This is a genomic window from Pseudoduganella sp. SL102 (assembly GCF_027856995.1).
GTDB classification, from domain to species: Bacteria; Pseudomonadota; Gammaproteobacteria; order Burkholderiales; family Burkholderiaceae_D; genus Rugamonas; species Rugamonas albidiflava.
In genome coordinates, this window is sequence record NZ_CP115554.1 from 1,263,699 (window position 1) to 1,280,888 (window position 17,190).

Genomic DNA, 17,190 nt, shown 5'->3' on the forward strand with positions numbered 1-17,190 from the left:
GCAATCGCTTTGCGGTGCAATGCCGTATAAGATGGTCGAACGTTCAGTAACGCAAAACGCCACCCGAAGGTGGCGTTTTGCGTTACTGCTGAATTCTTGGTGGCCCGGGGCGGAATCGAACCACCGACACAAGGATTTTCAATCCTCTGCTCTACCAACTGAGCTACCAGGCCAAGAGGCCGCATTATAGCAGCTCAATGCAGAGTTGCAATAGTCTTTTCTAAGTCGCGTCCCAAACAGATGGAACCGGTGCGCTGGAAGCGAATGCGCGGATCGCCAATCCGCAAGGAACCGCGCCAGTGTGGAATTGAAGCGCCAGCCCGCGCGCCCCGTCGGCGGGCGAAAGTTATAATGGCACAATGAACACGCCATCCTCTTCCAAGCACCATGTGCAGACGGCGGTCTGCATCGTCGGCAACGGCGCGATCGCCAAGGCGGCCGCGCTGGCCTTCGCCCAGGCCGGGCAGAGCGTCACCCTGCTCGGCCCACCCGCCGCGGCGAAGCCGGATGGGCTCGAGCCCAGCTGGGACGTGCGGGTGTATGCGCTGAACCACACGGCGCACGAGCTGCTGTCGAACCTGAAGGTCTGGGGCGCGATGGACCAGGTGCGCATCGCCCCGGTGGACGGCATGATCATCAAGGGCGACGGCGAACAGCCCGGCCACCTCAATTTCGACGCGTATGGCGCTCATGCGGACACGCTGGCCTGGATCGTCGAAGACCGCAACCTGAACGAGGCGCTCGATGCGGCGCTGCGCTTCGCCCGCGACGTGCATGTCGTGAGCGGCCGGGCGGTGGCGCTGAAGTGCGACGAGGACCACGCCACCGTGCAACTGGCCGATGGCAGCGCCGTCAAGTCGTCGCTGGTGGTGGGCGCGGATGGCGCCCAGTCGTGGGTGCGCGGCCAGTGCGACATCGGCCTCGATTACAAGCCGTATGGCCAGCAGGGCGTGGTCGCCAACTTCGAGACGGAGCTGCCGCACCACGGTGCCGCGTTCCAGTGGTTTACGTGCGACCGCGGCATCGTGGCCCTGCTGCCGCTGCCGGGCAACCGCGTGTCGCTGGTCTGGTCCGCGCCGGACAACCTGGCCGACCAGCTGTGCGCCGAAGGGGCGCAGGCGCTGGCCGACCGGCTGGCCGAATTCGCCGCCGACAAGCTGGGCAAGCTGACACCCGTGCTGCCGGAATCGGTGCGCGCCTTCCCCCTGTCGCTGGTGCGGCCGCATTCGCTCGTTTCGCAACGCGTGGCATTGATCGGCGACGCTGCCCACGTGGTGCATCCGCTGGCCGGCCATGGCATGAACCTGGGTTTCGGCGATGTACGCGACCTGGTGGACGCTGTCACGGAGCGCGAAGAGCACCGCTCGATCGGCGACGAGCGCGTGCTCGCCCGCTATGCCCGCGCGCGCAAGGAAGACGTGCTGCTGATGCAGGCCGCCACCGACGGCTTGCAGCGCTTGTTCGGCGCCAACCTCGAACCCGTGCGCGCGGTGCGCAATTTCGGGCTAAACTTGCTGGACAAATTGCCTTTCGTCAAGCGTTCGCTCATGTCGCACGCGCTGGGCCGGCACTGATCTTACCCGGACGGCGCGGCGATCCCACGCCGTCTCCCTGTTCCACCCGGAGAGTTTATGAAGTTCATGAAAACCGGCCTCGTGCTGGCATCGGCGCTGCTGATGTCGTGCGCGGGCGCCGACAACGGTGTCGAAGCCACCATCCGCAAGAACGTCGAGCCGAAGCTTGGCCCCAACATCAAGATCGATTCCATCCAGGCCACGCCGTATTCCGGCCTCTACGAGATCCGCATCGGCAACGAGATCCGCTACACGGACAAGACCGGTACCTACCTGTTCGCCGGCCATATCTTCAACCTGAAGACCAGGGAAGACGTGACCCAGGCGCGCATCGACGAAGTCAACCGCATCAAATTCTCCGACCTGCCGCTGGAACTGGCGCTGAAGACGGTGAAAGGCAACGGCAAGCGCGTGGTCGCCCTCTTCGAAGACCCGAACTGCGGCTACTGCAAGAAATTCCGCCGCGAGACGCTGTCCAGGGTCGACAACATCACCGTCTACACGTTCATGTACAACATCCTGTCGGCCGATTCCACGGCGAAGTCGCGCAACATCTGGTGCGCGGCGGACCGCAACCGCGCCTGGGACGACTGGATGCTGAACAACAAGCAGGCACCCGAAGCGCCGGCCGGCTGCACCGCGCCGAACGACAAGGTGCTGGCGCTGGGGAACAAGCTGGGCCTGGAAGGCACGCCGGCGATCTTCTTCACCGATGGCAGCCGCGTGCCGGGCGCCATCGACGCCGCGGCGCTGGAAGCGAAGTTCGCCTCGCTCAAGTAACACAGTTGCCTTGCACGATCTTCACCGGACCGGCGCGCCCTCGAAGCGCGCCGCTTTCATTATAAAAAGCCGCAAAACTAGGAGTACTCCATGGTCACCCTGAACATCAACGGGCGCGACACGCAGGTCGACGCCGATCCGTCGACGCCGATCCTGTGGGCGCTGCGCGACAACCTGAACATGACCGGCACGAAATTCGGCTGTGGCGCGGCGCTGTGCGGCGCCTGCACCGTGCACCTGGGCGGCCAGCCGATCCGCTCGTGCGTGACGCCGATTTCCGCCGCGGTGGGCCAGAAGGTCACCACGATCGAAGCCATGGAACACGACAAGGTGGGCAAGGCCGTGCAGGACGCCTGGGTGAAGCACGACGTGCCGCAATGCGGTTACTGCCAGAGCGGGCAGGTGATGAGCGCCGCCGCGCTGCTGAAGACGAACAAGGCGCCGACCGACGCCGACATCGATGGCGCCATGGCCGGCAATATCTGCCGCTGCGGCACTTACCAGCGCATCCGCCTCGCCATCAAGGATGCGGCGAAAACCCTCGCCTAAGGAGATCACATGCGTAAACAATGGCTTATTGGGAATGGTGACGGGCAAGACCTGGCAGCGCTGGTTGCCGGCAAGGCCGAGGGTATTTCCCCGACCTCGCGCCGCGGCTTCATGAAGGCGGCCGGCGCCGGCCTGGTGCTCGGCTTCACGTTCACGGGCGGCGGGCGGATGGCCCGCGCGGCGGAACCGAAGCCGTCGCAGCAGCCCAACGCGTTCCTGCGCATCGCGCCGGACAACACGATCACCGTGCAGGTAAACCGCCTGGAATTCGGCCAGGGCGTGCAGACCGCGCTGCCGATGCTGATCGCCGAGGAACTCGATGCCGACTGGTCGCAGATCCGCGGCGTGCTGGCGCCTGCCGGCGAAGCCTACAAGGATCCGGTAATGGGCATCCAGATCACCGGCGGATCCGGTTCCGTGGCCCACTCGTGGGTGCAGTACCGCGAGATCGGCGCGAAGGCGCGCGCGATGCTGGTGGCGGCGGCGGCCGAACAGTGGAAGGTGCCGGTCAACCAGGTGAAGGCGGCGAAGGGCCAGCTCACCGGTCCGGGCGGCAAGAAGGCGACTTATGGCCAGATGGCCGAGGCGGCGATGAAGCAGCCGGTGCCGGAACACGTGGTGCTGAAGAACGTCGAGAAATTCCGCTTCATCGGCAAGCCGATGCCGCGGCTGGACGCGCGGGCGAAATCGAACGGCAGCCAGCAGTTCGGCATGGACTTCAAGCCGGCCGGCACCAAAGTGGCGGTGGTGGCGCGGCCGCCGGTATTCGGCGCGAAGGTGAAGAAATTCGATGCCGCGGCGGCGAAGAAAATCAAGGGCGTGATCGCCGTGCTGCCGGTCGACGTGGACCGTGGCGGCAGCGGCGCGGCCGTCATCGCGGAAGGTTACTGGCAGGCGAAGCTGGGCCGCGACGCGCTGGCGATCGAATGGGACACGGCCGGCGTGGAGAAGGTCAGTACCGACGAACAGTTCACGGCTTTCCGCGCATTGGCGGCGAAACCCGGCACGGTGGCGAAGCAGGGCGATACGTCCAAACTGGCTGCCGCGCCGAAGAAGATCTCGGCCGTCTATGAATTCCCGTACCTGGCGCATGCGCCGATGGAACCGCTGAACTGCGTGGTCGACCTGAAGCGCGACAGTTGCACGATCTGGGCCGGCAGCCAGTTCCAGATGATGGACCAGGCCGCGGCCGCGAAAACGGCGGGCCTGAAAACGGAGCAGGTGACCCTGCACACGATGATGGCGGGCGGCGGTTTCGGCCGGCGCGCCACGCCCGGTTCCGACTATATCGTGGAAGCCGTGAATGTCGCGAAGGCTTACGCGAAAGCCGGCAAGGGCGGCCCCGTGAAAGTGATCTGGAGCCGGGAGGATGACATCAAGGGCGGCTATTACCGCCCGTCGCACGTGCATCGCGCCGAGCTGGGGCTCGATGCCGGCGGCAATATCGTGGGCTGGAATCATGTGATCGTCGGCCAGTCGATCATCAGCGGCACGGCGTTCGAGCCCTTCATGGTGAAGAACGGCGTGGATGCCACGATGGTCGAAGGCATGGGCGAGCCCTACAAGGTGCCGATGCAGCTGTCCGTCCACAACGCGCAGGCCAACGTGCCCGTGCTGTGGTGGCGCTCGGTGGGCGCGACGCATACCGCGTTCGTGATGGAAACGCTGATCGACGAGGCGGCCGTGGCGGCCGGCATGGATCCGGTGGCGTACCGCAGGAAGCTGATTCCGGAAGAGCACAAGCGCCATCACCTGGCGCTCGAACTCGCCGTCGGCAAATCCGGCTACGGCACGGTGAAGCTGCCGGAAGGGCAGGCTTACGGCGTGGCCGTGCATGAATCGTTCGGCACCGTGGTGGCCTACGTGGTCACGGCGTCGGTGGAGAACGGCACGCCGAAGCTGCACAAGGTGACGGCGGCGGTACACTGCAACCAGCCGGTCAATCCGCTCACCATCGAGGCGCAGGTGCAGGGCGCCGTGCTGATGGCCGTGGGCACCACCTTGCCGGGCGCCGCCATCACGCTCAAGGATGGTATCGTGGAACAGGGCCAGCTCAGCGACTACACGGTGGCGCGCATGACGGACATGCCCCAGGTCGAAGTGCACATCGTGCCGTCGACCGAACCGCCGAGCGGCATGGGCGAACCGGGCTTGCCGCCGCTGGCGCCGGCGTTCGCGAACGCCGTGTTCCGTGTCACGGGCAAGCGGCTGCGCAAGCTGCCGTTCGACCTGGCCTCGGCGGCCGCGCCGCAAGTGGCGTAAGCGCATGGCCGACGCCGCCGCGCGGTTGCCGCTCGCCGGCATCCTGCTTGCCGCCGGCCGCGGCCGGCGCTTCGACCCGCTGGGGCAGCGCAACAAGCTGCTGCAGCCGATCGGCGGCGTGCCGGTCGTGGTGCACAGTGCGCGGCACCTGCTGGCCGTGCTGCCGCGCGTGGTGGCCGTGGTGCGCGAGGGCGACGAAGCCACGGCCGCGCAACTGGCGGCACTCGGCTGTGAAGTGACCGCTTGCGCCGAGGCGGACAGCGGCATGGCCGCGTCGCTCGTCCACGGGCTTCGGCACGCGCTGGATGCATCCGGCTGGGTGGTGGCGCTGGGCGACATGCCCCGCGTGCGGCCGGCCACCATCGCCGCCCTGGCAGGCGCGGTGGCACAGGGTGCCGATATCGCGGTGCCGGTGTACCGGACCGCGTCAGGCACGGAGCGCGGCAACCCGGTGGCCTTCAGCCGCCGGCACTTGCCGCAACTGCTCGCGCTGTCCGGAGACCGGGGTGCGCGCGGGATCGTAAGGGATAATATCGTCAACGAAGTGGCGGTGGATGACCCGGGCATCCTGCTCGACATCGATACTCCGCCCGACCTCATGCAATGAAAAACAAAACGTCGATCAAAGAAAAAACGCCGGTCAGGAAAGCCAAGGCGCCGCGTGCCGCGGCGCCCGCCGTGGCCTATGCCATCGTCCCAAAGGATCTCTCCGCTCACCTGTTCCAGGTAACGCTGACCGTGCAGGAGCCTTCTCCCGAGGGCCAGTTGCTGGCATTGCCGGCCTGGATTCCGGGCAGCTACATGATCCGCGAGTTCGCCCGCAACATCGTGCAGATCCGCGCCGAGGCCGATGGCCAGCCCGTCGCCCTGGCGAAACTGGACAAGCATTCGTGGCAGGCGCCGCCTGTCGAGGGAGCGCTGACCGTGCAGTACGACGTGTATGCATGGGACCTTTCCGTGCGTGCCGCGCACCTGGACCAGACCCACGGCTTCTTCAACGGCACCAGCGTGTTCCTGCGCGTGGCCGGGCAGGAGCATGTTCCCCACGTGGTCGACATCGTGCGTCCGGCGGAAGACGCCGCCCGTACCTGGCGCGTGGCCACCGCACTGCCGGAGCTGAAGGCCAGGCGCTACGGCTTCGGCACCTATGTGGCGGCCGATTACGATGAGCTGATCGACAGCCCCGTCGAGATGGGCGATTTCGCGCTGGCCACGTTCACGGCGCACGGCGTGCCGCACGACGTGGTCATCACCGGCCGCGTGCCGAACCTGGACATGGCGCGGCTGTGCGCCGACCTGAAGGCGATCTGCGAAACCCAGATCGCCTTCTTCGAGCCCAGGACCAGGAAAGCGCCAATGGACCGCTACGTATTCATGACGCTGGCCGTCGGCGACGGCTACGGCGGCCTGGAACACCGCGCTTCGACGGCGCTGATCTGCGCGCGCGCCGACCTGCCGACCACGGCTGCCCTGGGCCGGGAGAGAAGCGAGGGCTACATCAAGTTCCTCGGCCTGTGCAGCCACGAATACTTCCACACCTGGAACGTGAAGCGCATCAAGCCGGCCGTGTTCGCGCCCTACGACCTGCAGGTGGAAAACTACACGCCGCTCCTGTGGCTGTTCGAAGGCTTCACCAGCTACTACGACGACCTGTTCCTGGTGCGCTCCGGCATGATCAGCGAGGCCACGTATTTCAAGATGCTGGGCAAGACCGTGGGCAGCGTGCTGCGCAGCGCCGGCCGTACGAAGCAGAGCGTGGCCGAATCCAGCTTCGATGCCTGGAGCAAGTACTACCGGCAAGACGAGAACGCACCGAATGCCATCGTCAGCTATTACGCCAAGGGTTCGCTGGTGGGGCTGGGCCTGGACCTGACGATCCGCCAGAAGTCGGGCGGCAAGCGTTCGCTGGACGACATCATGCTGGCGCTGTGGCAGCGCTACGGCCGCGACTTCTACCCCGACGGCCGCCGCGGCGTGACGCCGGCCGAGGTGGAAGCGCTGTTCGACGAGATCAGCGGCATGCGGCTGAAGAGCTATTTCGAGAAATATATCCGCGGCACCGAGGACGTGCCGCTGGCGAAGCTGCTGGCGCCGTTCGGCGTGAAGTACACGGACGAGCGCAAGCCGGCCAAGCCCAGCCTGGATGCCAACATCGGCCGCGAGGGCGCCGATGCGAAACTGTCCGCCGTCCACGAGGGCGGTGCCGCGCACCGTGCCGGCCTGTCGGCGGGCGACCTGCTGGTGGCCATCGACGGCCTGCGCGTCACGGGCAATCCGTCCAACCTGGAGTCGCTGCTGTCCCGTTACCGTGTCGGCGACACGGTGCAGGTGCATGCGTTCCGCCGCGATGAACTGATGACGTTCGCGGTGCAGCTCCAGGGCGACCGCGTGCCGGGTATCGGGCTGGCGATCGATACGGCGCGCAAGAGCGCGGTATCGCGCCCGACATCGCCGCGCTGACGTGAAGTTGCTGGATCCCTTCAGCGTCGTGCTGATGGCGGCGCTGATGTGCGCCGTGATGAGCGCGGTGCTGTTCGGCGCCCGCCGCGGTTTTCCCGCCGAGGTGCGCGGCCTTACCCACTGGGGCGCCGCGCTGGCGGTGCAGGTGTTCTCCGCCTTCTGCTTTGCCTTGCGCGGCACGCTGCCCGATGTGCTCGTGCTGCCGGTGGCGAACGTGCTGTTCGTGTTCGGTAACGGCTTGTGCGTGATCGGCCTGCGGCGCTTCTACGGCCTCGCACCGGGTTGGCCGATGCTGGGCGGAGCGTGCGGCTTCGCGCTGGTGGGCATGCTGTACTACCTGCTGGCCGAGCCGGACTACGCGGCGCGGGTGGCCTGGATGAGCGTGCCCATCACGCTGATCAGCGGAGCGCAGCTCGTGCTCGTGCTGGGCCACGGCCGGCGCAAGCTTGCCACGCTGTTCTTCGGGTCACTGATCGCGGTGAATACCGTGCTGGTCACCGTGCGCGGCGTGGTCGCGCTGACGCACGGCACGGCGCTGGTGGACGTCACCCGGCCCGGCATCTTCCAGGGCTTCTACCTTGCCGTGACCGCATTGCAGCCGGCATTGCTGGCGGTCGGCTTCCTGATGGTGGCCTACGAGCGGCTGCGCCTCATCCTCGAACGCCGTTCGGCGAGCGATCCGCTGACGGGAGTGCTGAACCGGCGCGGTTTCGGCGATGCTTATGCGCGCGAGGTTGCCCGCATGGCGCGCATGCGGCAGCATGCCCGCACCCTGGCCCTGCTGTCGGTTGACCTGGATCATTTCAAGAGGATCAACGACCGCTTCGGCCACGCCGAAGGCGACCGGGTGCTCGTTAGCGTGGCGCAGATGGTCGGCTCGGCATTGCGCGAATCCGACGTGCTGGCCCGCTTCGGCGGCGAGGAATTCATCGTGCTGCTGCCCGATACGGATGGCAAGCGCGCGATCGGCGCGGCCCAGCGCGTGCAGCGGCAGCTGCGCGAAGCACATGCCGGCGAGCTGCCTTCCTGCACCGCCAGCATCGGCGTAGCGGTGCAGACTGATCCGGAAGAACCGCTGGATGCGCTGCTGTGCCGGGCCGACGAGGCGCTGTATCGCGCCAAGGAAAACGGGCGGAACCGGATCGAGACGTGGCAAGCGGCCGCTTGAGTGAGTCGCAGAAGGCCCGGCGCGTATCGAGCGTGACGGTTCGGGCCGGTAGCCGCTGGCAGCCGAACACCGGTGTCTGACACCATTTTCCTTGGAAATGGTGTCAGACACCGGTTCTCATCAGCCGGTGGCTCCGGCATGCACCGCCACGGAGGAGGGAGCTCAGGCGAACAGCCGGCTCAGCTCCGTGCCCGGATCTTCGGCACGCATGAAGGCTTCGCCCACGAGGAAGGCATGCACGTTGGCCTCGCGCATGCGCCGTACGTCGGCCCCGTTCAGGATGCCGGATTCGGTGACCACCATCCGCTCGGCTGGAATCCGGTCGAGCAGGTCGATGGTGTTATCCAGCGACACTTCGAACGTGCGCAGGTTGCGGTTGTTGATGCCGATGAGGTTGGTCTTCAGTTTCAGCGCGGCGGCCAGTTCGTCGCCGTCGTGCGATTCCACCAGCACGTCCATGCCCAGTTCGTGGGCGCACGCTTCCATCTCCGCCATCAGGCCGTGATCGAGGCCGGCCACGATCAGCAGGATGCAGTCGGCGCCCATCGCGCGCGCTTCATAGACCTGGTAGAGGTCGACCAGGAAATCCTTGCGGATCACCGGCAGCGCGCAGGCGGCGCGGGCCTGCTTCAGGTAGTCGACGGAGCCCTGGAAGAACTGCTCGTCCGTCAGCACCGACAGGCAGGCGGCGCCACCAGCGGCATAGCTTTGCGCGATCGCCGCGGGCTGGAAATCGGCGCGCAGCACGCCTTTCGATGGCGATGCCTTCTTCACTTCGGCGATCACGCCAGCCTGGCCGGCGGCGATCTTCCTGCGCAGGCTCGCCTCGAACCCGCGGATCGCGGCGCGCGACTCGCGGTCGGCTTCCACTTCCTCGCGCAGGCTGGCGAGGCTGCGGTACTTCTTGGCCGCGGCCACTTCGTCGGCCTTGACGGCCAGGATCTTGTTCAGGATATCGGACATGTTTGTATTCTTAGTGACGGTCGGCGAGGGCGAGGCGGGCGCCCAGTGCAAGGAACAGGCCGCCGGTAATACGGTTCAGCCACAGCGCCACGCGCGGCTTGACCTTCAGCTTCGAACTCGCGAAGGCGGTAAACAGCGCCAGGCCGTTACACCACAGCATGCCGTTGAAATTGAAGATGCAGCCCAGGATGATGAAGGCCAGCGGCTTGTTCGGTGCATCGGCATCGATGAACTGGGGCACGAAGGCCAGGAAGAACAGCGCCACCTTCGGGTTCAGCACGTTGGTGAGGAAGCCCTGGGCGAAAATACGCCAGTTGCTTGCGTGCTTCCCACCCAACGACGTAACCCTGGGGTCAGACCCGTCGGGTCTGACCCCGGCTTCTGCCGTTGGGGTTAGTTTGGCCCGCAGCATGCCGATGCCGCACCATACGATGTATGCCGCGCCGATCCACTTCACCACCGTGAACGCCGTGGCGGAAGTGGCCAGCAATGCCGACAGGCCGAGTGCCGCGGCCAGCACGTGCACCATCGTGCCGGCGCCGATGCCGAGCGAGGCGGCGACGCCGGCGCGCCATCCCTGCGTGGCACTGCGCGCCATGATCAGCAGGGAATCGGGGCCGGGCATGATGTTCAGCAGCAGCCCGGAAACGATGAACAGCGTCAAGTCGTGGATGCCGAACATGGTGCGCCTCAGTGGTCGGCGCCGAGCGCCTGGGTGACTTCGACGAACTGGTGCAGCTTGGCCAGCGCGGCGCCCGAGTCGATCGCCTGGCGCGCCTTGATCAGGCCCACCTCGATCGATGGCGCAATCCCGGCCGCATACAGCGCGGTGCCGGCATTGAGCGCGACGATGTCGGTGGCGGCGCCGGTTTCCCCGGACAGCACGCCCAGTACCTTGGCCTTCGATTCGGCGGCGTTGGCCACCTTCAGGTTGCGGCTGGCGACCATCTGCAGGCCGAAATCTTCCGGATGGATTTCATATTCGCGGATTTCGCCGTCGACCAGTTCGCCGACCAGCGTGCCGGCGCCCAGCGAGACTTCATCCATGTTGTCGCGGCCATAGACCACGATCGCGTGTTCGGCGCCGAGGCGCTGCAGCACGCGCACCTGGATGCCGACGAGGTCGGGGTGGAACACGCCCATCAGGATATTGGGCGCACCGGCCGGATTGGTGAGCGGGCCCAGGATGTTGAAGATCGAGCGCACGCCCAGTTCGCGGCGCACCGGGGCGACGTGCTTCATCGCCGCGTGGTGGTTCGGCGCGAACATGAAGCCGATGCCGGTCTGCGCGATCGATTGCGCGATCTGTTCCGGCTTCAGGTTGATGTTGGCGCCCAGCGATTCGATCAGGTCCGCGCTGCCGGACGAGGAGGACACGCTGCGCCCACCATGCTTGGCGATGCGCGCGCCGGCCGCGGCGGCCACGAACATGGCGGCGCTGCTGATGTTGAACGTGTGCGCGCCATCGCCGCCGGTGCCCACGATGTCGAGCAGGTTGGTGGTGTCCGCCATCGGCACCTTGGTGGAAAACTCGCGCATCACCTGCGCCGCGGCGGTGATCTCGCCGATGGTTTCCTTCTTCACGCGCAGGCCCATGGTCAGCGCGGCCACCATCACGGGCGACATTTCGCCGCTCATGATCTGGCGGAACAGGTGCAGCATTTCGTCGTGGAAGATCTCGCGGTGTTCGATGCAGCGGATCAGGGCTTCCTGGTGGGTGATCGGCATGGTCATTCCTTTGCGCTCGACGAGGTGCGATCGAGGAAGTTCTTCAGCATGGCGTGGCCATGTTCGGAGAGGATCGATTCGGGATGGAACTGCACGCCTTCGATGTCGAATTCCTTGTGGCGCACGCCCATGATTTCGCCATCGTCCGTCCATGCCGTCACTTCCAGGCAGGCCGGCAGCGAGGCGCGTTCGATCGCCAGCGAGTGATAGCGGATCACCGTGAAGGGGCTCGGCAGGTCCTTGAACACGCCGACGGCCGTGTGGGCGATCGGCGAAGTCTTGCCGTGCATGACTTCCTTGGCGCGGATGATCTTGCCGCCGAACGCTTCGCCGATGGCCTGGTGGCCGAGGCACACGCCGAGGATCGGTTTTTTGCCGGCAAAGTGCTTCAGCACCTCGACCGAGATACCGGCCTGCGCCGGATCCTTCGGGCCAGGCGAGATGCAGATGCGGTCCGGGTTCATGGCTTCGATCTCTTCGATCGTGATTTCGTCGTTGCGGTGGACGCGCACGTCTTCACCGAGTTCGCCGAAGTACTGCACGATGTTGTAGGTGAAGGAATCGTAATTGTCGATCATCAGCAGCATGTCAGAACTCCCCATCCAGGCCATCTTGCACTTGTTCGGCGGCGCGCAGCACGGCGCGCGCCTTGTTCTCTGTTTCCAGCCATTCCATCTCGGGCACCGAGTCGGCGACGATGCCCGCGGCGGCCTGCACGTACAGCATGCCATCCTTGATCACGCCGGTGCGGATCGCGATCGCCACGTCCATTTCGCCGCCGAACGACAGGTAGCCGCAGGCGCCGCCGTAGATGCCGCGCTTGGAGATTTCCAGTTCGTCGATCACTTCCATCGCGCGCACCTTCGGCGCGCCGGTCAGCGTGCCGGCCGGGAAGGTGGCGCGCAGCACGTCCAGGTTCGACATGCCGGACTTCAGCCTGCCCTCCACGTTCGAGACGATGTGCTGCACATGCGAATACTTTTCGATCACCATCTTGTCCGTGACCTTCACGCTGCCGATCTCGGAAATGCGGCCCAGGTCGTTGCGGGCCAGGTCGATCAGCATCACGTGCTCGGCGATTTCCTTCGGATCGGCCAGCAGTTCCTCGGCCAGCTGCGCATCCTTTTCCGGCGTGGCGCCGCGCGGGCGGGTACCGGCGATCGGGCGCAGCGTGACTTTTTTCTCGCCATCCGGGAGCGTTTCGTTCCGCACCAGGATTTCCGGCGACGCGCCGACGATCTGCATGTCGCCGAAGTTATAGAAGTACATGTACGGCGACGGGTTCAGCGAACGCAGCGCGCGGTACAGCGTGAGCGGCGAATCCACGTAGGGCTTGCGGATGCGCTGGCCGATCTGCACCTGCATCAGGTCGCCGGCCATCACGTATTCCTTCGCCTTGGCCACGGCGGCCAGGTACGATTCCTTGTCGAAGTCGCGGATCGCCTCGGTGCGCACCGACGACGACGTGACAGGCGCATCGACACCGCGGCGCAGCAGCGCCTTCAGTTCCTTCAGCCGCACGCGCGCCTTCGAGAACGATTCCGGCTGCGTGGTATCGGCATACACGATCAGGTACAGCTTGCCGGAGAGATTGTCGATGACGGCCAGTTCCTCGGTCACCATCAGCTGGATGTCGGGCAGGCCCAGGTCGTCCTTCTGCGCGTTGTTGGCCAGCTTCTTCTCGATGAAGCGTACGGTGTCGTAGCCGAAGTAGCCGGCCAGGCCGCCGACGAAGCGGGGCATGCCGGGGCGCAGCGCGACCTTGAAGCGGGCCTGGTACTGCTCGATGAATTCGAGAGGATTGCCATCGAAGGTTTCGACGACTTCGCCGCCCTTGACGATCTCGGTACGGCTGCCGGTGGTGCGCAGCAGCGTCTTCGCCGGCAGGCCGATGAACGAGTAGCGGCCGAAGCGCTCGCCACCGACCACGGACTCCAGCAGGAAGGTGTTCTTGCCGTTGTTCTGGCTCTGCGCCAGCTTCAGGTACAGCGACAGCGGCGTTTCCAGGTCGGCGAATGCTTCCGCGATCAGGGGGATACGGTTGTAGCCTTGCGTGGCCAGCGATTTGAATTCGAGTTCGGTCATGGTTCTCTCCAACCCGCCACGCGAACCCATTTTGGGTGTGGTGGTGGCGGTGAGGTTCAAAAAACCTGCCGGGAGAGAGCGAAAAGGTGGGTAGTCGCGCGAAGTCTCCGACGGCAGCAATCAACGTGGCTTAGTTTGCCCAGGATTGCCAGCGTCGCCACAGCCAGGCCTCGATCGATCCCTGGTGAGTAACGTTGTGTCTTTTGTTGAGAAACATCGTTTGACGAGCGTTCGGTTTTAAGTTGCAGCCGATTGATCTGGCTGATCAATTCGGCTGTTATTGAGTTGGCTGGTTGTGCGCGTTGATTAACTGTGCAGCATGCAGCAGCGTTTCCACTATACCATCCGAATCCGTCTCGTGTATAGACTCCCCGTGGTTATAACCATAAGGCACGGTCAGCACCGGGCAACCGGCCGCGCGGGCCGCCTGCGCATCGTTCGACGAGTCGCCGATCGCCACCACCTGGTGCGGTGGCAGGCCGAAGTATTCGCAGGCTTTCACCAGCGGCAGCGGATCGGGCTTTTTCTTCTCGAACGAGTCGCCGCCGTAGATCACCTCGAAATAGCCGTCGAGTTCCTTCAGCTTCAGCAGCGGCAAGGCGAACGCGAGCGGCTTGTTGGTCACGCAGGCGAGGCGGATGCCGGCATCCTTCAGCTCCGTCAGGCCGGCGGCCACGTCCGGGTACAGCGTGCTGTGGTGGCCGTTGATGGCCAGGTAGTGCCGCTGGTACGCATCCATCGCCGCGGCGAAGTGCTGTTCGACGGCGGCGTCGTCATGATCGAGCGACAGCACGCTGCGGATCAGGTTTTCCGAGCCCTTGCCGACCATGTTCTTGATCTGCTCGGCCGTGATGGCTTCCAGGCCCAGCTCCTCGCGCATGCGGTTGATGGCCACGTGGAAGTCCGGCACGGTGTCGAGCATCGTGCCGTCCAGGTCGATGATGGCGGCGCGCACGCCGGCCAGGGGGTGGACTGCCGCCGTCATGCTCATACCGTCGCCAGCTGGGTGCGCATTGCGTCGATGACCGCCTTGTAGTCCGGCTGGCCGAAGATCGCCGAGCCGGCCACGAACGTGTCCGCACCGGCTTTCGCCGCGGCGGCGATATTGTCGATCTTGATGCCGCCATCGACTTCGAGCAGGATGTCGCGGCCCGATTCGTCGATCAGGCGGCGCGCCTCTTCGATCTTCTTCAGTGCCTGCGGAATGAAGGACTGGCCGCCGAAGCCCGGGTTCACGGACATGATCAGGATCATGTCCACCTTGTCCATCACGTGTTCCAGGTAGGACAGCGGCGTGGCCGGGTTGAACACCAGGCCGGCCTTGCAGCCGTGGTCGCGGATCAGCTGCAGCGAACGGTCGATGTGCTCGGAAGCTTCCGGGTGGAAGGTAATGATGTTCGCGCCGGCCTTGGCGAAGTCCGGGATGATGCGATCGACCGGCTTGACCATCAGGTGTACGTCGATCGGTACCTGTACATGCGGGCGGATCGCCTGGCAGACCAGCGGGCCGATCGTGAGGTTCGGCACATAGTGATTGTCCATCACGTCGAAGTGGATGATGTCGGCGCCGGCGGCAACGACGTTCTTCACTTCCTCGCCCAGGCGGGCGAAGTCGGCGGACAGGATGCTGGGGGCGATGCGGAAAGTTGTCATGACAGGGGCTGGCAAAAGGGAATAGGCAAAAAATCAGCCGCTATTTTACGCTGCCGCCCCGTATTCTGCGGAGTGCACCTTGCATGTGTGCGGGATTTGCGGTGCAATGTGAAACTATATTAGTGAAACGCTACATTTGAATTTTCGGCATGTTTGCCGAGCAACAAAGGAATCCCCGATGGCCCAATATGAATTCGCCGTGTCGGTCAGGACGCAGTTCCTGCCCGAGCAGTCCGACCCCGAACGCACCAACTTCGTGTTTACCTACTCGATCACGATCAAGAACACCGGGACGGTCGCGGCGCAGCTGATCTCGCGCCACTGGATCATCACCGACGCCAATAACCACAAGCAGGAAGTGCGCGGCCTTGGCGTGGTGGGTCACCAGCCGCTGCTGCAGCCGGGCGAACAGTTCGAATACACGAGCGGCACGGCGCTGCAGACGCCGCAGGGCTCGATGGTCGGCGAGTATTTCTGCGTGGCCGAGGATGGCCACCAGTTCGAAGTGAAGATTCCGGAGTTCGTGCTGTCGCTTCCGCATACGCTGCATTGAACCGGGTGCATTGAACCGGCGGCACTGATCTACAATCGCATCATTCAGGCTGGTCCGGCCGCCTGGCCGGCGGCGTCTTTTTCTTGCCGGGCATCGTCCACCAGACGATGAACACCAGCAGGAACAGCGCGACCAATGCCTCGACCATCAGAATCCACATATCGCCTCCATGTTTTTCGTACCCCGTAGTCTACCCCGTAACATCCAGGCGCTGAGCTGCATCGCCGTATCGGCAGTCGTGCTCGCCGGTTGCGCAGTGCAGCCCCCGCAGCAGCAGGCTCCGGTGCCCCAGCCGGCACCTCAGCCGGTACCGCAGCCGGTACCTCAGCCGGTACCTCAGCCGGAGCCGGCCCAGCCGCCAGCACAGCCTGCCAAGACCGCCTTCGTGCCCGGCACGTTCGCCGACCTGCCGGGCTGGTCGCGCGACGACCTCCGCGCGGCCTGGCCCGCCTTCCAGTCGTCGTGCTCCGTGATCGGCAAGCGCGCGGACTGGAAGGAAGCGTGCTCGATCGCGCGTACCGTCAACGCCGGCGATGGGCGCGCCGTGCGGCTGTTCTTTGAAACCTTCCTGGTGCCGCACCGCGTGATCGCACCGGATGGATCGGACAGCGGCCTGGTCACCGGCTACTACGAGCCCTTGTTGCGTGGTGCCCGCAAGCAGGGCGGTCCGTACCAGACGCCTTTATATAAGGTGCCGGACGATATGCTGACGATCGACCTTGCCGGCGTTTACCCGGAACTGAAGGGCAAGCGGCTGCGCGGCCGGTTGCAGGGCAGGAAAGTGGTGCCCTATGCGAGCCGCGAGGAAATCGCCCGTGCCGATTTCAGCGGCAAGGAATTGCTGTGGGTCGAAGATCCGGTGGAAGCGTTCTTCCTCGAGGTGCAAGGCTCCGGGCGGGTGCAGCTCGACAGCGGGGAAACGGTGCGCGTGGCTTATGCGGACCAGAATGGCCACCCGTATAAATCGATCGGCAAGTGGCTGATCGAGCAGGGCGAACTGACGTCCGAGCAGGCGTCCGCGCAAGGCATCAAGGCGTGGATCGCCGGCCATCCCACGCGCAGGCAGGAACTGTTGAATGTGAATCCCAGCTACGTGTTCTTCAAGGAAGAGAAGCTGCCGGACCCGAACGTGGGGCCGAAGGGATCGCTGGGCGTGCCGCTCACGCCGCAGCGTTCGGTGGCGGTGGATACCACGCAGATTCCTTCCGGTGTGCCGCTGTACCTGTCAACCACGCACGCCGCCAGCGAGATTCCGCTGCAGCGGCTGGTGATGGCGCAGGATACCGGCGGCGCCATCCGCGGCGCGATCCGGGTCGACTTCTTCTTTGGTTTCGGCACCGAGGCGGCCGAGAATGCGGGGCGGATGAAGCAGCGCGGCCAGGTGTGGGTGTTGCTGCCGCGTCCGACCCGCTGAG

16 protein-coding genes and 1 tRNA gene are annotated in these 17,190 nt (G+C 65.2%); 9 read left to right on the top strand and 8 right to left on the bottom strand.

Annotated elements, in window-relative coordinates:
- Window positions 1-97: 97 nt before the first annotated feature.
- Window positions 98-173, bottom strand: a tRNA-Phe gene (locus tag OU994_RS05320).
- A gap of 186 nt (window positions 174-359) precedes the next feature.
- Here OU994_RS05320 and OU994_RS05325 point away from each other — a divergent pair.
- From OU994_RS05325 to OU994_RS05355, 7 genes are all read left to right on the top strand, one after another.
- Window positions 360-1,574 (top strand): FAD-dependent monooxygenase, encoded by a 1,215-nt coding sequence (locus OU994_RS05325; RefSeq protein ID WP_281609924.1) that lies wholly within the window; start codon window positions 360-362, stop codon window positions 1,572-1,574.
- A gap of 57 nt (window positions 1,575-1,631) precedes the next feature.
- Window positions 1,632-2,354 carry a DsbC family protein gene (locus tag OU994_RS05330; RefSeq protein ID WP_281609925.1) on the top strand — a complete coding sequence of 241 codons (723 nt, stop codon included), beginning with the start codon at window positions 1,632-1,634 and terminating at the stop codon, window positions 2,352-2,354.
- A 90-nt stretch (window positions 2,355-2,444) separates the two neighbouring features.
- Window positions 2,445-2,903, top strand: a complete 459-nt coding sequence (locus OU994_RS05335) for a (2Fe-2S)-binding protein (protein WP_281609926.1) — start codon at window positions 2,445-2,447, stop codon at window positions 2,901-2,903.
- 9 nt (window positions 2,904-2,912) lie between these two features.
- Window positions 2,913-5,165, top strand: a complete 2,253-nt coding sequence (locus tag OU994_RS05340) for a molybdopterin cofactor-binding domain-containing protein (RefSeq protein WP_373922552.1) — start codon at window positions 2,913-2,915, stop codon at window positions 5,163-5,165.
- Window positions 5,166-5,169: 4 nt separating this feature from the next.
- Window positions 5,170-5,772, top strand: a complete 603-nt coding sequence (locus tag OU994_RS05345) for a nucleotidyltransferase family protein (protein WP_281609927.1) — start codon at window positions 5,170-5,172, stop codon at window positions 5,770-5,772.
- Window positions 5,769-7,625 (top strand): M61 family metallopeptidase, encoded by a 1,857-nt coding sequence (locus OU994_RS05350; RefSeq protein WP_281609928.1) that lies wholly within the window; start codon window positions 5,769-5,771, stop codon window positions 7,623-7,625. Before OU994_RS05345 ends, OU994_RS05350 begins: the two co-directional genes overlap by 4 nt.
- 1 nt (window position 7,626) lies before the next feature.
- Window positions 7,627-8,793, top strand: coding sequence for a GGDEF domain-containing protein (locus OU994_RS05355; RefSeq protein ID WP_281609929.1), 1,167 nt, complete (start codon window positions 7,627-7,629; stop codon window positions 8,791-8,793).
- A gap of 162 nt (window positions 8,794-8,955) precedes the next feature.
- Here the strand turns inward: OU994_RS05355 and trpC are convergent, their stop codons facing one another.
- The 7 genes from trpC to rpe form a co-directional block, all read right to left on the bottom strand.
- The gene (trpC, locus tag OU994_RS05360; RefSeq protein ID WP_281609930.1) at window positions 8,956-9,756 is read right to left on the bottom strand and encodes an indole-3-glycerol phosphate synthase TrpC; all 801 of its coding nucleotides are present in this window, start codon (window positions 9,754-9,756) and stop codon (window positions 8,956-8,958) included.
- A gap of 10 nt (window positions 9,757-9,766) precedes the next feature.
- A complete protein-coding gene (locus OU994_RS05365) occupies window positions 9,767-10,438 on the bottom strand; it encodes a LysE family translocator (protein WP_281609931.1) in 672 nt (223 codons plus the stop codon).
- 8 nt (window positions 10,439-10,446) lie between these two features.
- Complete coding sequence (gene trpD / locus OU994_RS05370; protein ID WP_131147817.1) at window positions 10,447-11,484, bottom strand: anthranilate phosphoribosyltransferase; 1,038 nt, start codon at window positions 11,482-11,484, stop codon at window positions 10,447-10,449.
- Between the two features lie 2 nt (window positions 11,485-11,486).
- Entirely contained in the window at window positions 11,487-12,071 is a 585-nt protein-coding gene (locus tag OU994_RS05375) for an aminodeoxychorismate/anthranilate synthase component II (protein ID WP_131147816.1), read from the bottom strand.
- Between the two features lies 1 nt (window position 12,072).
- A complete protein-coding gene (trpE, locus tag OU994_RS05380; protein ID WP_281609932.1) occupies window positions 12,073-13,569 on the bottom strand; it encodes an anthranilate synthase component I in 1,497 nt (498 codons plus the stop codon).
- A gap of 277 nt (window positions 13,570-13,846) precedes the next feature.
- Entirely contained in the window at window positions 13,847-14,554 is a 708-nt protein-coding gene (locus OU994_RS05385) for a phosphoglycolate phosphatase (protein WP_281609933.1), read from the bottom strand.
- Between the two features lie 2 nt (window positions 14,555-14,556).
- Window positions 14,557-15,222, bottom strand: coding sequence for a ribulose-phosphate 3-epimerase (gene rpe / locus OU994_RS05390; RefSeq protein ID WP_131147813.1), 666 nt, complete (start codon window positions 15,220-15,222; stop codon window positions 14,557-14,559).
- A gap of 178 nt (window positions 15,223-15,400) precedes the next feature.
- On the opposite strand from rpe, the gene apaG reads away from it, so the two are divergent.
- Window positions 15,401-15,775, top strand: coding sequence for a Co2+/Mg2+ efflux protein ApaG (apaG, locus tag OU994_RS05395; RefSeq protein ID WP_131147812.1), 375 nt, complete (start codon window positions 15,401-15,403; stop codon window positions 15,773-15,775).
- A gap of 169 nt (window positions 15,776-15,944) precedes the next feature.
- Window positions 15,945-17,189 carry a murein transglycosylase A gene (locus OU994_RS05400; protein WP_281609934.1) on the top strand — a complete coding sequence of 415 codons (1,245 nt, stop codon included), beginning with the start codon at window positions 15,945-15,947 and terminating at the stop codon, window positions 17,187-17,189.
- Window position 17,190 lies beyond the last annotated feature (1 nt).

What these genes read in the sequence shown, in the direction of transcription:
- apaG (WP_131147812.1), top strand. Translation starts at nt 15,401, where the DNA reads ATGGCCCAATATGAATTCGCCGTGTCGGTCAGGACGCAGTTCCTGCCC.
- OU994_RS05375 (WP_131147816.1), bottom strand. Translation starts at nt 12,071, where the DNA reads ATGCTGCTGATGATCGACAATTACGATTCCTTCACCTACAACATCGTG.
- trpC (WP_281609930.1), bottom strand. Translation starts at nt 9,756, where the DNA reads ATGTCCGATATCCTGAACAAGATCCTGGCCGTCAAGGCCGACGAAGTG.
- OU994_RS05400 (WP_281609934.1), top strand. Translation starts at nt 15,945, where the DNA reads ATGTTTTTCGTACCCCGTAGTCTACCCCGTAACATCCAGGCGCTGAGC.
- OU994_RS05345 (WP_281609927.1), top strand. Translation starts at nt 5,170, where the DNA reads ATGGCCGACGCCGCCGCGCGGTTGCCGCTCGCCGGCATCCTGCTTGCC.
- OU994_RS05330 (WP_281609925.1), top strand. Translation starts at nt 1,632, where the DNA reads ATGAAGTTCATGAAAACCGGCCTCGTGCTGGCATCGGCGCTGCTGATG.
- trpD (WP_131147817.1), bottom strand. Translation starts at nt 11,484, where the DNA reads ATGCCGATCACCCACCAGGAAGCCCTGATCCGCTGCATCGAACACCGC.
- trpE (WP_281609932.1), bottom strand. Translation starts at nt 13,569, where the DNA reads ATGACCGAACTCGAATTCAAATCGCTGGCCACGCAAGGCTACAACCGT.
- OU994_RS05385 (WP_281609933.1), bottom strand. Translation starts at nt 14,554, where the DNA reads ATGACGGCGGCAGTCCACCCCCTGGCCGGCGTGCGCGCCGCCATCATC.
- OU994_RS05335 (WP_281609926.1), top strand. Translation starts at nt 2,445, where the DNA reads ATGGTCACCCTGAACATCAACGGGCGCGACACGCAGGTCGACGCCGAT.
- OU994_RS05340 (WP_373922552.1), top strand. Translation starts at nt 2,913, where the DNA reads ATGCGTAAACAATGGCTTATTGGGAATGGTGACGGGCAAGACCTGGCA.
- OU994_RS05350 (WP_281609928.1), top strand. Translation starts at nt 5,769, where the DNA reads ATGAAAAACAAAACGTCGATCAAAGAAAAAACGCCGGTCAGGAAAGCC.
- OU994_RS05325 (WP_281609924.1), top strand. Translation starts at nt 360, where the DNA reads ATGAACACGCCATCCTCTTCCAAGCACCATGTGCAGACGGCGGTCTGC.
- OU994_RS05365 (WP_281609931.1), bottom strand. Translation starts at nt 10,438, where the DNA reads ATGTTCGGCATCCACGACTTGACGCTGTTCATCGTTTCCGGGCTGCTG.
- rpe (WP_131147813.1), bottom strand. Translation starts at nt 15,222, where the DNA reads ATGACAACTTTCCGCATCGCCCCCAGCATCCTGTCCGCCGACTTCGCC.